General features: G+C 47.7%; 13 protein-coding genes. 4 read left to right on the forward strand and 9 right to left on the reverse strand.

Going from position 1 to position 13,532, the window contains the following annotated elements; all coding sequences use genetic code 11:
• Positions 1-36 precede the first annotated feature (36 nt).
• Entirely contained in the window at positions 37-387 is a 351-nt protein-coding gene (locus tag ACN0YH_RS07525) for a PilZ domain-containing protein (protein WP_417378955.1), read from the forward strand.
• Positions 388-455: 68 nt separating this feature from the next.
• Here ACN0YH_RS07525 and ACN0YH_RS07530 read toward each other — a convergent pair whose 3' ends face one another.
• Positions 456-2,255, reverse strand: a complete 1,800-nt coding sequence (locus ACN0YH_RS07530; RefSeq protein ID WP_417378956.1) for a hypothetical protein — start codon at positions 2,253-2,255, stop codon at positions 456-458.
• A gap of 218 nt (positions 2,256-2,473) precedes the next feature.
• On the reverse strand, positions 2,474-3,331 hold the full coding sequence (locus ACN0YH_RS07535; protein WP_417378957.1) for a deoxyribonuclease IV: 858 nt from the start codon (positions 3,329-3,331) through the stop codon (positions 2,474-2,476).
• Between the two features lie 253 nt (positions 3,332-3,584).
• Between ACN0YH_RS07535 and ACN0YH_RS07540 the strand changes: the two genes are divergently transcribed.
• Together ACN0YH_RS07540 and ACN0YH_RS07545 are read left to right on the forward strand one after the other, a co-directional pair.
• Entirely contained in the window at positions 3,585-3,845 is a 261-nt protein-coding gene (locus ACN0YH_RS07540; RefSeq protein ID WP_417379360.1) for a hypothetical protein, read from the forward strand.
• On the forward strand, positions 3,760-4,257 hold the full coding sequence (locus ACN0YH_RS07545; RefSeq protein ID WP_417378958.1) for a sulfatase-like hydrolase/transferase: 498 nt from the start codon (positions 3,760-3,762) through the stop codon (positions 4,255-4,257). Before ACN0YH_RS07540 ends, ACN0YH_RS07545 begins: the two co-directional genes overlap by 86 nt.
• 284 nt (positions 4,258-4,541) lie before the next feature.
• On the opposite strand, the gene ACN0YH_RS07550 is transcribed toward ACN0YH_RS07545, so the two are convergent.
• The 7 genes from ACN0YH_RS07550 to ACN0YH_RS07580 all read right to left on the reverse strand — a co-directional run bounded on the left by ACN0YH_RS07550 (position 4,542) and on the right by ACN0YH_RS07580 (position 11,659).
• Positions 4,542-6,104 carry a sulfatase family protein gene (locus ACN0YH_RS07550; protein WP_417378959.1) on the reverse strand — a complete coding sequence of 521 codons (1,563 nt, stop codon included), beginning with the start codon at positions 6,102-6,104 and terminating at the stop codon, positions 4,542-4,544.
• Between the two features lie 156 nt (positions 6,105-6,260).
• A complete protein-coding gene (locus ACN0YH_RS07555; protein ID WP_417378960.1) occupies positions 6,261-6,878 on the reverse strand; it encodes a DUF3124 domain-containing protein in 618 nt (205 codons plus the stop codon).
• A gap of 128 nt (positions 6,879-7,006) precedes the next feature.
• On the reverse strand, positions 7,007-7,600 hold the full coding sequence (locus ACN0YH_RS07560; protein WP_417378961.1) for an HD domain-containing protein: 594 nt from the start codon (positions 7,598-7,600) through the stop codon (positions 7,007-7,009).
• A gap of 15 nt (positions 7,601-7,615) precedes the next feature.
• Positions 7,616-9,709, reverse strand: coding sequence for an ABC transporter ATP-binding protein (locus tag ACN0YH_RS07565; RefSeq protein ID WP_417378962.1), 2,094 nt, complete (start codon positions 9,707-9,709; stop codon positions 7,616-7,618).
• A 55-nt stretch (positions 9,710-9,764) separates the two neighbouring features.
• Positions 9,765-10,697 carry an ABC transporter permease gene (locus tag ACN0YH_RS07570; RefSeq protein ID WP_417378963.1) on the reverse strand — a complete coding sequence of 311 codons (933 nt, stop codon included), beginning with the start codon at positions 10,695-10,697 and terminating at the stop codon, positions 9,765-9,767.
• Positions 10,698-11,026: 329 nt separating this feature from the next.
• On the reverse strand, positions 11,027-11,335 hold the full coding sequence (locus ACN0YH_RS07575; RefSeq protein WP_417378964.1) for an acylphosphatase: 309 nt from the start codon (positions 11,333-11,335) through the stop codon (positions 11,027-11,029).
• 120 nt (positions 11,336-11,455) lie between these two features.
• On the reverse strand, positions 11,456-11,659 hold the full coding sequence (locus ACN0YH_RS07580; RefSeq protein ID WP_417378965.1) for a carbon storage regulator: 204 nt from the start codon (positions 11,657-11,659) through the stop codon (positions 11,456-11,458).
• A 714-nt stretch (positions 11,660-12,373) separates the two neighbouring features.
• Here ACN0YH_RS07580 and ACN0YH_RS07585 point away from each other — a divergent pair.
• Complete coding sequence (locus ACN0YH_RS07585; RefSeq protein ID WP_417378966.1) at positions 12,374-13,435, forward strand: Gfo/Idh/MocA family protein; 1,062 nt, start codon at positions 12,374-12,376, stop codon at positions 13,433-13,435.
• Positions 13,436-13,532 lie beyond the last annotated feature (97 nt).

A 13,532-nucleotide genomic window follows, 5' to 3' on the forward strand; every position in this document is an offset into this window, starting at 1 on the left:
CACTTGAAAAATGACTTCATAGCAGGAGTAGATTCAATGGAAGAAACCCCTTGGAGCCGTCCCACGATGGACGACCTGAAACATGTACTGGAAAGTTTTGGTAAGAGCGATTCCGTTAACATTCGCGATGTAGATCGACTGGAGCTCTCAGTACCAGCTGAAGTCAAAACAGCGCGTGGCAATACCATTTCAGCCATGACGCGGGAAATCAGCCGTCAGGGACTTGGACTGCTGCATAAAGGCATGCTGAATCCGGGTGAAGTCAATGTAAAGCTGGCCAGTGAAACACGCGAATTTGAGTATCGTGTGCAAATCATGTGGTGCACCCCGTGTGAGAACGGAATGTTTATCAGCGGAGGCGAGTTCATCACGAAGCCAGAAAATTAACCTGATACAGATCTCTGTTCAGACCAATACTTCTTCCACTGTTTGCGGGTGTCCAGATTCCATGCTACTCAGCTGGAACCTGTTCCGCGTTTGAGCAGGATGACGATAATAGACAACAGCAGTAAAATGATTGCACCTCCAGCAATCATCAAGAGTGCGGGCATTCCCCACCAACCAGCTGTGCGACTCGGCCTCTTTCGCTCTTCCAGATCCCACTCGATCTCATCTAAAGTCAGGCTGGTCTGAGCCTGAGAACGCACTCCACTGGAATTTTGTTCCTGGAGATTCTTTAATGTCTGGTCCTGACGGGCTCCCTGAATTTTTGAACGAAAATTCACAGGAGCAGCAGAGGTATCCCGCCCGGGTGTGACATGTGAAGTTAAATCTCCTGGCACCGCAGGCAGCTTGGGTAACATCAACTGTGGGCCGGTCGACCTCTTCTCTTCAATAACTGGTTGTTCAGTCATCGCCTCAGGTCCACTCAGTTGAATTTTAGCTGGTAGTTCATCGGGAACATCTTCCAGTTCCAGCTTTAAAGCAGGAGCAGAGCCCACTGTATCGGTTTTTTTCTGCTCAATTCTCTTTACAGGTGGTACGTCGAGTTCTACTTCGGGCTGAGAATCAAAAGAGGGTGGTTCCAGTGATATACCGCCAGAGCGAGGTGCTTTCTGTTTGATTTCAGCTTGACGTGGTTGGATCTGAATTTTCTGAGGCTGTAGCCCCAGATTTCGAGGGACAATCAGAGGTAGTTCATCGCTGCCACCAGTTTTGACTTTCGGCTGAGTTTCCTGGATTTCAGGTTGATTCGCTGCCCGGCGTCTTAAGGGATGAACACGCGATGGAGTAAATTGAAAATTAGGAACCGACTGACCACTGTTCGATTTTGCTCCCGGTTCTGCATGCTCAACACGTTTTACTTCAGTCGGTGGAATCGAGCTGACCTCTTTTTTAATTTTCTCCAGCAGCATTTGGGGCGATTCTTCATCCAGGCCAAAGGCAACATGCCCCCGGTAACTCGACTCTAATGCCTGCGTTGCCAGAAATCCTGCATACTCATAGTTTTTCTCACCCAGTTCACGTCGGGCGCGATCCATAATGGAGTTAATTTGCAATCTCCGCATTTCCTGGTTCACATCCTCAAAAGCAGGCGCGGTCTGATCCAGATCCTGATGCAGATCTTTTGCCAATTCCGTCAGTTCTGCTCGTATATTCTGTTGATTTGACTCCGCGAGCAGGCGATCAACTTCTTTGGCATTAGCAAGTGTATTAGCAGAATTTGAGTTGTTCTGCGTTTTCCTCCCCGTGGACGACCCTTGAGACTGATCCTGCTCTGCTACTTTATCCACAGGCGCTTCGTTCGAAATATGTTGAATTCCCGAACTAATTCCCTGAGATATTGAACTGGATGCCTGTCTGAGCCGTTCGGTCTTCTGATCGAATTTTTTGGCAATCTCAGCTGGATACCGTTTTGCCGATGCAATTAATGATTTTGATCGCCAGTTTTCTGAGAGACCGGTGACAGGTTTGTGTAAAGATTGCTGTGATGAATTTCCTTCAGCCTGCTGCTTCTCTGCAGGGGTTGAGTGTGACGTCAGCTCTATTGGGGTAGGATCCTCTAATTCATCAACGGGGGAAGTGCCACTGATTTTAACCTTTGCAGACACTTCTTCCTTTGATTTATCTTCTTTTAGCGCAAAATAGTTAAAGCTGCTGCTGGATTTTGATGCGACCAGCGCCTCGTTTGCTTTCCCATTTTGCTGTGAAATCATTTCTGCAGATTGACTCAGGCAACCAGCGGTGATGCAACTCAACAGTACCAGAGAAAAAGATACCGTTGGTAGATTTTGATTTAGTAGGCCGATCTTCACAACGACAAATCCTGTCATCTGCTTGCAGAGATCTAGACGAGGACCGATCTTCTGCTTGGGTCGCGGGTAGTAACCTCAATGGGGGGTTGAGGTTCAGGGAAGCTGATTCATCGAGCGCGCAACAGCACTCGACCAATTGCCTGTTACCCTATATCGACTGGGCGATTTTAATCGCATGAGAGGGTATTTTGGAATTTACCAGTCTTTTCAGAAATCGATCAGCTTTTGCAAAGTGAACGCAGTGTATCCATATTGATCTGATCCAGAGGCACCCCATCTTCTTCATCCTTAGGGGTTTCCAGATACATCGGACGGTCTTGAAATACAGGATCATTTAACAGATGACGGAACGGTTCCAATCCAAGAAAACCACGACCAATATTTTCGTGGCGGTCCTTGCGGCTGCCAAATTCACATTTGCTGTCATTTAAATGGAAGGCTCGGATACGATCAAAGCCAATAATCTCGTCCAGTTCAGTCATGGTTGACTTATATTCCGACTTTTTGATCAGCGGATATCCGGCAGCAAAGATATGACAGGTATCTACGCAAATTCCCAGTCGCTCCCTGTCCTGAACCTGGTCCAGCATATAGGCCAGCTGTTCGAATCGGAAGCCCAGGTTCGATCCCTGGCCGGCTGTGGTTTCCAGCCAGATTTGTGCTTGAAATCCCTCGGTCTCCTCGTGGATCCGATCGAGGGCGGTCACAATGCGAGCCAGCCCCTCTTCTTCACTGGAAGTCACAAAGCTCCCCGGATGCATCACAGCACCTTCCAGTCCCAATGCTTCGGCACGTTGCAGTTCCACAACAACGGCATCAATCGATTTATTCCAAAGTTCATCTTTCGGACTGGCCAGATTGATCAGGTAACTCATATGAGAACAAGGGCGCCCGACTCCAGTCGTCTCCAGATGTTCTCGAAATAGATTAACATCCTTGTCAGTCAGCGGCTTGGCCCGCCATTGATTGTTATTTTTCGTAAAGATCTGGACACAATCCATTTCAAATGTGGCTGCCGTATCGACGGCTTTATAGTATCCACCAGCAATGGACTGGTGTGCTCCCAGTAAAGGCATGTTTCAGTTCCAGTATCGATTGATTCGTTTCAATGAGATCTAAATACTTCGGTTAACGGAAATCAGTATAAGCTCTCAGCGATGACCTCTCCAGTCACAGCCCAGAACACTCCCCCCACTCCGTAAATCGAGTCCTGTCGAATTAAACTATATTCGTGGAAATCTTCCTTTTGCGAATCACTATCAAGAATCTGAATTTCATTTCTCAGTTTGTGTATTCTGTTAAATACATTCATATAATGCTGGAACAATTATGAAACCACTTGCATTACTCGCCCTCTACTTCGTTCTGATCTTCAATTTCAACACATTGCCTGCAGCAGAGCCACCAAACATCATCGCGTTCCTTACCGACGAGCCCGATTATGATGCCAACAATCCCCTCATTCGAGACGGACAGCCTGAAACTGAATCCGAATATCTGACTGATGCTTTCTCACGCGAGACCGTCAGTTTTATTGACCGCCACCACGGCAAACCTTTTTCTGTATCTCGCTTACAATGCCGTTCATAGTCCACTGCAGGGGAAAAAGGAAGACATGCAGCGTTTTACACAGATCGAAGACATCCATCGACGCATCTTTACAGCCATGCTCTCATCTTTGGATCAAAGTAACGGAAAGATTCTCAAACAGGTTCAACAGTTGGGTCTGGAGCAAAAAACGCTCATTATCTTCCTCAGCGATAATGGTAGCCCCACCCGGGAATTGACTTCCAGTAATCTCCCCTTACGAGGCGAAAGAGGCAGTATGTATGAAGGAGGATTGCGTGTCCCCTTTCTGATGCGCTGGACAGGCACACGCGCGTCAAAACAGACAATCAATGCTCCAGTCAGCAGTTTGGATATTTTCTCTACTTGTGCGACACTCGCCGGTGCCCCCTCCCTCATAATCTGGATGGCTGTCATCTCGTTCCGTTCCTGCTGAAACAGAAAATGGACTTACCAAACTCTGATTTTTTCTGGCGACAGGGCCGCAGCACCGCACTTCGTAGCGGTGAATGGAAGATCGTTCAGCTGCGCGGGAACTGCGATAAGCCAGTCTGGGAACTTTAAAACCTCGCCAAAGATCAAAAGGAATCTCTCTACCGAGCAGATAGACAAATTAAACGAGTTGCAAACACGCAGGAATGAACTGAATTCACAAATGAAGACACCACTGTTTTAAAACGACATCGAATGTTCTGCCTCATAGCTGTCCGCATGCTACAGTCATTTTGTGGAATTTACCATTGCGCCAGGCCGACTGCTACCCCGACTGATGAAGTCATCCAACTCCCGCTTTAGCTCTGCCGAGAGTTTCGGATTCTGTTCGATGACATTCCGTTTTTCAGCCGGATCCTGTTCCAGATCGAACAGTTGATAGCGGGGAACCGATGTATTACTCAGTTCCGTTTCAACGATAATATTTCTGGCCTGATGCTTATCGTAACGATGCAATTTCCATTTTCCGTTTCGGAGCGCGTATGTCCCGTTATTGCCATTATTTTGTTGAATGAGAGTGATTCTTCCGGTAGCCCCCGGTTCTCCCAGCAGGGCTCCAATCCGATTCATACTGTCGAGAACTCCCTCCTGTGGCAGCTTTTGATTTGTCAGAGCAGCAAGACTGGCTGCCAGATCGATCGTACACACCATCTGATCGCTCACTCCTGGTTTGATGCGGTCTTTCCAGCGGGTAATGAACGGCGTTCGTGTTCCCCCTTCGTAAACACTGTACTTTCCACCTGAATAAGGTCCCGCTGCGCGATGAGTTCCAATCTTTTCGATCGCTCCATCTTTGTAGCCATCGTCAAGAACGGGGCCATTGTCGGAACAAAACACAACCAGCGTATTGTCAGACAGCTTCAGTCGATCCAGCGTTTTCATCAATTCACCAACACACCAGTCCAGTTGCAAGATGGAATCTCCGCGGAATCCCAGTTTCGTCTTTCCCTGAAACCGTTCATGAGGCATCCGTGGAACATGAATGTCATGCGAGGCAAAAAACAGAAAGAATGGCTTGTCTTTGTTCTGTTCGATAAACTCGACTGATTTCTCTACCCACTTGTCAGCCAGATCTTCATCACGAAATCGGGCAGCGTGACCACCAGTATAAAAGCCGATGCGACTGATACCGTTGTGAATAGTTGAATTATGCCCGTGAGACCAGTCCATCTTTAGCGTCTCTCGATGCGTCAGTCCGGTAGGGTGATCGGGACTCGGCTTTTTACTCCCCACCCATAAAGGATCAGCAGGATCAAGATTCAGTACTCGATGATCTTTGACATAGACCTGAGGCACCCGATCATTCGTGGTCGGCAGCAGGAAACAGGTATCGAAACCGATTTCCAGCGGCCCCGGTTTCAGCTGTCCATTCCAGTCCGGACCAGCTTCACTCCCCAGTCCCAGATGCCATTTGCCGATCACGGCAGTGGTATAGCCCGCACGTTTAAGGATGGATGCTACGGTCTCCGTTTCTGGCTTGATAATCGCAGGGGCATTAGGAGGCGCGATTCCGGTACGTTTTCCACGAAAAGCATAAGTGCCGGTAAGAAAGGAATAGCGTGTGGGAGTACAGGTCGAAGCAGAGCAGTAGCCACTGGTAAACCGCAGCCCCTCTGCAGCCAGTCGATCAATATGCGGAGTCTTCAGTTCTGTGGCACCGTAACAGGAAACATCACCGTACCCCAGATCATCCGCCATAATCACAATGATATTTGGATGTTCTGCAGTGGCCTTGCTGTTCACCAGGCTTAACAACACAGTCATCAACACAGTCAGAGTCAGTCGCAGCATGATTCTTCTCTCGGGATTTGTCGTTTCAGAAATGAATTAGAGTTTTCAATAGATAACGCGTAAGAGAACTCAACGATCTCATCATAATTTCTATTCCTGATTCGGAACGAAATCTGTAAATCCAGTTTTATCGAAAAACAAATTCTGCAGAAGAACTCATTCCTCGTCTTGTGAAATTTGTGTCGCAGTTCTGCTGAAGGCAATCGCACGAGGTCCGGAGGTACCGATCATCACAGTTTCAACAAGGGGTTGGTTCACACCTTCACCAGCGTTCCAGGTAACCAGAAAATTAGCGCCAGAGCCTCCAGTGCTGTCTTTCTCTTCTACCAGAAATTCGATCGTCTGAAACGGAGTGAGCCTGATAGGCTGATCTAGATAAGCTTTAACCAGTTTTCCATCGGTATCAAAATAATCAATAGTAGTGATGTAGACTGTCTGATTGCGATCAATGTTTCGAATGCTCAATGTGGTTTCCAGCAGAAACGGAGCGCCGCCGTGATAATAGATGTGTGAATAGCAGGGAACATATAGAGATTGGCTTCGTGTCAGTTTCTCCAGATCTGATTTGTCAGCCTGATAATTTTTAAGATCCGGTGGCTGATAACTTCGTGGGGGTACATACTCAAGCTGATTCTGAACCTGCGAAAATCGATTATCCAGATAAACGGCTCCACCAATAAAAACCAGAGACAGAGCTCCCAACAGTAAAAACAGAACAAACCACTTTTCCCATAACCACAGAAACCAGTCGGGATACTCCTGTTTGCCTTGCATGGTTCATTCGCTTTCTATTTTACACAGTAGACACTGCCCAGTCACTGATATCATCACAGTAGAAGCGCAGTCGACACAACTGTATTAAACAACAGACATCGCAACACCGAAAGTGCCAGCATACTTCTTCATGCTGAAGGCAGATACTTTTTCAATTCTTCAAGTCGGGTGTTACAGTTCGTTACCAGTGATTTCAATTCAAAATCGGACTGGCCTGCAGCTTCAATCATCGAACGATAATACTGTATTATTTCATCGGGACTGGCTCCAAAATGTCCCCAGAATTCCTGCCGGTCTTCCGTCTGCAAGTCAAACAGCATCGCTTCCAGATTGTGAAGCTTGTCCGCCAGTTCAATGGCTCTTGTCCCCAGTGCTGCCTGCTGCATCACTTCAATGTGAGTTTGCTTGCGATCCGGCCAACTTCGTTTCTCCCCTTCTTCCGTCTCTTTTTCTTCTGTCATTTCCTGAACGTATTGCACAACGTCCTCTGAAAAATGCGCTTCCAGATCTTCAATGGACAGATCCGTGTCTTCTACAACGTCGTGCAGAACAGCAGCTGCCAGAATCGACTCATCATCGAAGCCAGCCTTCATCAGGATCAGGCAGACACTCATGGGATGCGCGATATAAGGAATGCCGGAAGACTTCCGTTTTTGAGACTTATGAGCCACCGCAGCCAGCCGAATCGCATGTTCGACTACAGGTGAATGAAGCGTATCCATAACTGATTCTTTAACTCAACGTTCGTTCGAAGTTTCCTGAGTATGCCTGAACTGATTGAAGCGCGTGTATTCCCAGTGGCGATAGAGGGCAGATTTTTTTAACAGATTTGACTGGCTGTCAACCGCTTCGACCTTGCCTTCATGTATTAGAACAACCTGATTGACACGGCGGAGCGTTGTAATTCGGGAAGGGATCACCAGGACGGTACGATTCTGAAAAATTCGTGAATAGGCATCATCAAGAAGAGTTTTGGTATCTTCATCCAGCATCTCTTCAGGTTCTTCTATGATGAGCAATGCAGGCTTTCGCAATAGTGCCCGTGCCAGCCCCAGACGAAAACATTCGCCCACAGTCAACTCTTCACCATGCTGTCCCAGCGAGGTCTCATACCCCTGAGATAAATTTTGAATAAACTGATGTGCGTGTGCTTCCTTGGAAGCTGCAATTACCTCCTGTAGAGAGTACCGCTCATCTCCACACTGGATATTCTCTTTAACGGTTCCCGTCAGACAGGGATCATTTCCACTCACAAAGATTGCTTCTGCTCGCAAAGATTCCAAAGTCACCCAGGCTGTATCGTCACCATCCATCAAAACCCGACCCGACTGAGGTTCGATAAACCGGGGTATCAGATAACTCACGGCACGTGGAGCCAGTTTTTCCAGAGAGACCAGGGCCGTACTGGTACCTGCGGGAATTTTTAAATCAAATCCTTTGAGTAATGGAGGGCTATTGGAATTTAACTGGAAACTGACATTTTCAAATTGCAGCGCCTGCGACAGGGGTTCCTGAAACTTGGCTCCGACAGCCTGTCCTACAGCGGGGATCTGATTGAGGTATCGATAGATCGAACTCGCTGCAATGTTCGATTCATCGTGAGTCTGAATCAGTTGGTATAAGCCATTTGCCGGCAGATAGAAAAAAGCAAAGATCCCCGTCATCAAAACAGCTGCGGACAGAGGCAGGCTGTCTGGACTCACCAGCACTTTATACCCGACCAGGAATAGAACCATGCATGAACAGAACACTGCCAGTCCTCGCGCCACCCGATGCCCCCACCCCTCAACGCGTTTGAGCGTCGCGATGTTATCAGTATATTTCTGCAGGTGTTTTTGAAACTGGTCATGTTCCGCCGTTTCCATTCCGAAGCCGCGCACCAGTCGGGTGCTACGCAGGTTTTCAGCAAGCAAAGACAATTCCGACTCAATCGCAACCACTGTTTTTGCCTGCTCCTGTTCATAGTTTTTACGATGCTGCAACAAAAAGTACCAGGCTGCTACCAGCGGAATCATACACTGTAATGACAGTCTCCAGTCTATCGAAACCGCAAACAACAGTAACATCAGCAGAGTTATCGGATGACGCGACAGGCCATAAACCCACTGAAACACCCCCTGCTGGACCGTACCCACATCCCGAATAAACAATTGAAATGCCTGTTCCGTTTCTTTACCTGACAGGTCACCTGGCCCCAGGCGCAGAGCTTGTCGATGAATCATATTTCGCAAAGTCATCGAAACCTGATGCGAAATTTTCAAACTCTTCTGCCGTGATCTCCAACGGATCAAAACGCGAATACTGGCAACCACCAAAGCAAAACAGATCAATGTAAACAGCGCAGACTGATTTTCCTGCAGCAGCGGAACCCGCTGGTATAACTGTGGCAGTAGACCTATCTGATATTTGGAATACGTCCACCAGACTGAAGGCAAAATCCCGGAGTCACTGAGACTCACCATCTGTAGTTGGGGCATTTCCGCTGGCGGGGATGCTTCCGGCTGCGGCACGGACTTTGGCTCTAAAGATTTTGCCTCTGCCTGAACGTGCGCCGGTTCTGGAACTGTTTCTTCCTGTTCATTTCCTGCAGGCAGGTTCACAGCAGCAGGAACTGCGCTCAACTCCCGCAACATTCTGACGTTCTGCTCACCATGGAGTGTAATTCGTCCCCGGTGGTCGAGCAGATCAATAATCAGAAACAGATCGACCAGCAACAGAATGAGCAGCAGGCCATTGACGAGCGACCAGAACAGGACCGACCTGGCAGATCCACGAAAGAATTCCCGTGCGGGGAAAGCACGATGAAATGCGTTGGGCTGACGATTTGACACAGGACCCACCGAATCTGTTTTAATTCATGAGTGTAAGAAGTCCGCTCGCTGCAACTCAGGCAAGGTCACGGTCTTCAAAAAGAATAAAAGCAACCAGAATCGCTATTCCGGAATAGAGCAGACAGCTTAATGCCGAATGACCAATATAGACTGGCGGAACCACAGTTCCTGTTGCAACCGCTGGCGACATATTAAAGTTATCCAGGTTCGGTAGAATTGTGGCAATCAGCTGCCCGGTGAATTTCACAAATTCCAGCCCCTCTGACTTAGCTTGCACCAGATTAGGAGTAAGGTGACCAATAATATAGACACCAAAGCAGATAATCATATTCACCATCATCGGTAGTCGGGTTGAAATGGCGACACTGATGGCAGCCAGAATTGCGACTTCCATATAAATCAAAAGAATGCCAGGTAGAATCAACCAGACCGCGGCCATTTTTTCAGCATGGGTCGGTGCGTCCTGCGAAGCTTCACGTGCGTCATACCCGACTTTGAAGTAAACCAGCAGCAGGAAAGTAATCACCATCGGCAACATCAGCCAGACGACCGCTTTAAGAATCCCCAGATACTTCCCAATAATAAATTGCCGACGATTGATTGGCTTGGAAAGCAGAGTCATTGCTGTTTTGCCTTCAATTTCATCTGCAACACTGGTACTGGCAGACCAGACTGCCAGTAAGAGACTGCAAATTAAAATCGTTGCCAGGCCACAGTCCATCAACATTTTGACATCATCTCCCATGGAGAAGAATGGCAGAAACGTGTTCAGCAGCAGCAACAGCAGCCCCATGGCCATCAACAATAGAAAAACCGGCTGGCGAATTGCTTCTTTTGTGGTCGCCCTGGCAATGACGCCTGCCTGAGTAAAAGAAGCCACCCCAAACAGCAGTACCAAGTAGAGCAAGACACCTGCTCCGGTCAACCACCATTGAACCGTTAACGTCAAGTCAGCTGTTTCTGCTGAAAAAACCAGGAGGCTTTCCATCGTTCATTCACCAATCAGTTAATAATAATGTATCGAGTCCACAATAAAGAACCTGCCTGTATCTATCCCAGGCGCAGCTTCTCCCCTGTCATGTACGATTTAATTTACCTGGATGTTGGTTTTATTTTAAACTTGTCTCGTTAAAGGCTTTTATACCCGAAACCGCTACCAACAGCCCGTAGTTCACTGATCACTTTACCGAGAAGAGGTGGGGAAAGTAAAGAATACAGGGTCATTCGAGCCCTGATTTCCCCAATCTGGAAGGCATGTTCGCTATAATTTGCCAAATTGGCTTTACACCAACCTGACACTGCTCAATTGCATCGTGTTTAGCGCTCGACCTGAAACTGCAGAAAATGTGGCTCAGAGTCAATTTCATCGATGGAAACATTTGTGACATTTGCCGCGAACATGAGCATCATATCATCAAAAAACTGCTCCAGAACGGGCTTATCCTGTGACTGGGCCACCAACTCTACCGTGCCATCGGGCAGATTTTTTACATATCCGGTAATTGGATACTTTTGTGCAAGTCGCGTCGTCCGATAGCGAAACCCCACCCCTTGCACGCGTCCATGATAAATCGCGCGCAGGGTAATGCGCACAGGTGGATCGAGTTGCTCTGACTCAGCAGACATATCGACCGCTTTTACAAAAGAGGGAAGAGTGATGTATGAACAATACAATTCAGATCTGCGACGAGTGTGCGATCAAGGAGACGGAACGCTCCAGGATGTGAGAACGGACAGACAGCAAACCTAAGGTGAAGAGGTTTCTTTTGTAAACTGCTCTTTTTCTGGCAGATCCGAAAAATCGATACACAGCTCTTCGCGCACAATACTCATGCTGCGTGGTGCATCAATGCCTAATCTGACTGAATTCGGGCCGATTCGAACAATCGTCAATGTTACATCATCGCCAATACGAATTCGTTCACCGGGCTTTCGTGATAATACAAGCATTTCTTTTCGAATCCTTCGTTGTCTGGTCCCTCATACTTCCCTGTTACCTTATTAAATAAGGTCGAAGCAACTTGCAGGATGAGGGTAGTTAAAGAGTACTCATCTAGGAAATTTGCTAAAAAGGCCTTCTCCCCCTCAGCAAACTGCCATCACTACGACGTCGACATCAGTATGATAACACTTTTCGCTTTCCGATGTCTAGCCCAGACTGAAAAATTACCAAACCAACCCCTGCAACCCTTACAAAACAACCCAAACCACTCACGCACCCCAAGCTAGTGCTTATTTATTACGCAACCACCCCACTGCTTAAAACACAGGCAATAAAAAGCCGTAAATCTATCAGCTGAACCCTGCCAATCGAATATCAACACACCTGTTTTCCAATATACCGGACAGGCAGGCTCGTAATCAGCAAGGTGCCAACACACCAGTGGAGTGTCATATTTAAAATTTGGGGTGATAAATATCACGAGAGTGCGACAGCGGAGCACGTAATCCCACCCTCAATTCCAAGCCTGATGAAGCACTAGCCTGTGAAATCAACAATGAGTTCTTTCACTTTTTCTTCCAGTCACATCAGTCAATCTGAAAGATAGAGCAAGAAGCTGAAAAACCCCTCGTGAAAAGCTTGACGATTTCAGCAACGGTCGTCAGTCTTTAGAAACCGCATTAACTAACTCAGATTTTCGACCACATGACCAGGGGAACATAATGGTTCGTATTGGAATTATCGGCATCGGTTTTATGGGAATGGCTCATTTTGAAGGAGCCAGAAAACTCAAAGGAGCGAAGATCACCGCGATTTCAACCCGGGATTCCAAAAAACTGGCAGGAGACTGGAGCAGCATTGAAGGAAATTTTGGCCCTCGAGGTTCTCAGGTCGACTTATCCAAAGTGAAGCAGTACAGCGATTACCATGAGCTGCTGGCGGACCCCGAGATAGACCTCGTTGACATCTGCCTACCGACTCAAATGCATGAACAGGTCGCACTGGATTCCATCCGGGCTGGAAAACACACCCTGGTAGAAAAACCCATTGCCATCGATCTGAAAGCTGCTAATAAGATGGTAAAAGCCGCAGAAAAAGCCGGGGTGCAATTCATGGTCGCCCAGGTACTGCCCTTTTTCCCGGAATTTCAGTTTGCTGTCGAATGCGTGCGAAGTAATAAATATGGGAAGTTATTGGCGGCCCATTTCCGTCGAGTGATGGCTCCCCCCAAATGGTCTGAAAACATCGAGGACTTCCAGAAACTTGGCGGCTGGGGGATTGACCTGCACATACATGATAACCACTTGATCAGCCTAATGTGTGGTGTGCCGACCAAAGTCACCTCACGAGGAATCGAAAACAAAGGCTTCATTAACCACGTACACACTGTTTACGATTATGATGACCCGAATCTGGCAGTCAGCTGCGTCAGTGGAGGAATTGCTACTCGAGGGCTGGAATTTGCACATGGTTATGAACTCTACTTTGAAGATGCAACCGTTCTATTCGGTGCTGGTACGATGGGAGTGGGCAAAAATAAGGAGTGGGTCGTCAGTCAACCCCTCACTCTGATTACCAAAAATGGGCAACTCAAACACCCGAAACTTAAAGGGGGAGATGCCTGGTGTGCAGCGTTCACACTGGAACTACAGGCAGCCGTCGATGCAATTGAAAGTGGCGTCGAACCGGAGGCATTATCAGGCGCACTGGCCAGAGATGCCCTGAAAATCTGCTACGCCGAAGCAAAAAGTATTCAAACAGGCCGATCCATACCCGTTAAATAAGTGTCATCACTGCCTGTCAGGTCAATATAACCGAGAACTCACCGCCGAATCTCGAACGCTTTGCGAATTCCGGCGGTGTATTTATTGGTATACGGAA

The organism is Gimesia sp. (genome assembly GCF_048262075.1).
GTDB lineage: Bacteria > Planctomycetota > Planctomycetia > Planctomycetales > Planctomycetaceae > Gimesia.

Excerpts from the sequence above, each read along its gene's own strand:
- ACN0YH_RS07535 (WP_417378957.1), bottom strand. The coding sequence starts at position 3,331 with ATGCCTTTACTGGGAGCACACCAGTCCATTGCTGGTGGATACTATAAA.
- ACN0YH_RS07570 (WP_417378963.1), bottom strand. The coding sequence starts at position 10,697 with ATGGAAAGCCTCCTGGTTTTTTCAGCAGAAACAGCTGACTTGACGTTA.
- ACN0YH_RS07560 (WP_417378961.1), bottom strand. The coding sequence starts at position 7,600 with ATGGATACGCTTCATTCACCTGTAGTCGAACATGCGATTCGGCTGGCT.
- ACN0YH_RS07585 (WP_417378966.1), top strand. The coding sequence starts at position 12,374 with ATGGTTCGTATTGGAATTATCGGCATCGGTTTTATGGGAATGGCTCAT.
- ACN0YH_RS07545 (WP_417378958.1), top strand. The coding sequence starts at position 3,760 with ATGCTTTCTCACGCGAGACCGTCAGTTTTATTGACCGCCACCACGGCA.
- ACN0YH_RS07580 (WP_417378965.1), bottom strand. The coding sequence starts at position 11,659 with ATGCTTGTATTATCACGAAAGCCCGGTGAACGAATTCGTATTGGCGAT.
- ACN0YH_RS07540 (WP_417379360.1), top strand. The coding sequence starts at position 3,585 with ATGAAACCACTTGCATTACTCGCCCTCTACTTCGTTCTGATCTTCAAT.
- ACN0YH_RS07550 (WP_417378959.1), bottom strand. The coding sequence starts at position 6,104 with ATGCTGCGACTGACTCTGACTGTGTTGATGACTGTGTTGTTAAGCCTG.
- ACN0YH_RS07575 (WP_417378964.1), bottom strand. The coding sequence starts at position 11,335 with ATGTCTGCTGAGTCAGAGCAACTCGATCCACCTGTGCGCATTACCCTG.
- ACN0YH_RS07525 (WP_417378955.1), top strand. The coding sequence starts at position 37 with ATGGAAGAAACCCCTTGGAGCCGTCCCACGATGGACGACCTGAAACAT.
- ACN0YH_RS07555 (WP_417378960.1), bottom strand. The coding sequence starts at position 6,878 with ATGCAAGGCAAACAGGAGTATCCCGACTGGTTTCTGTGGTTATGGGAA.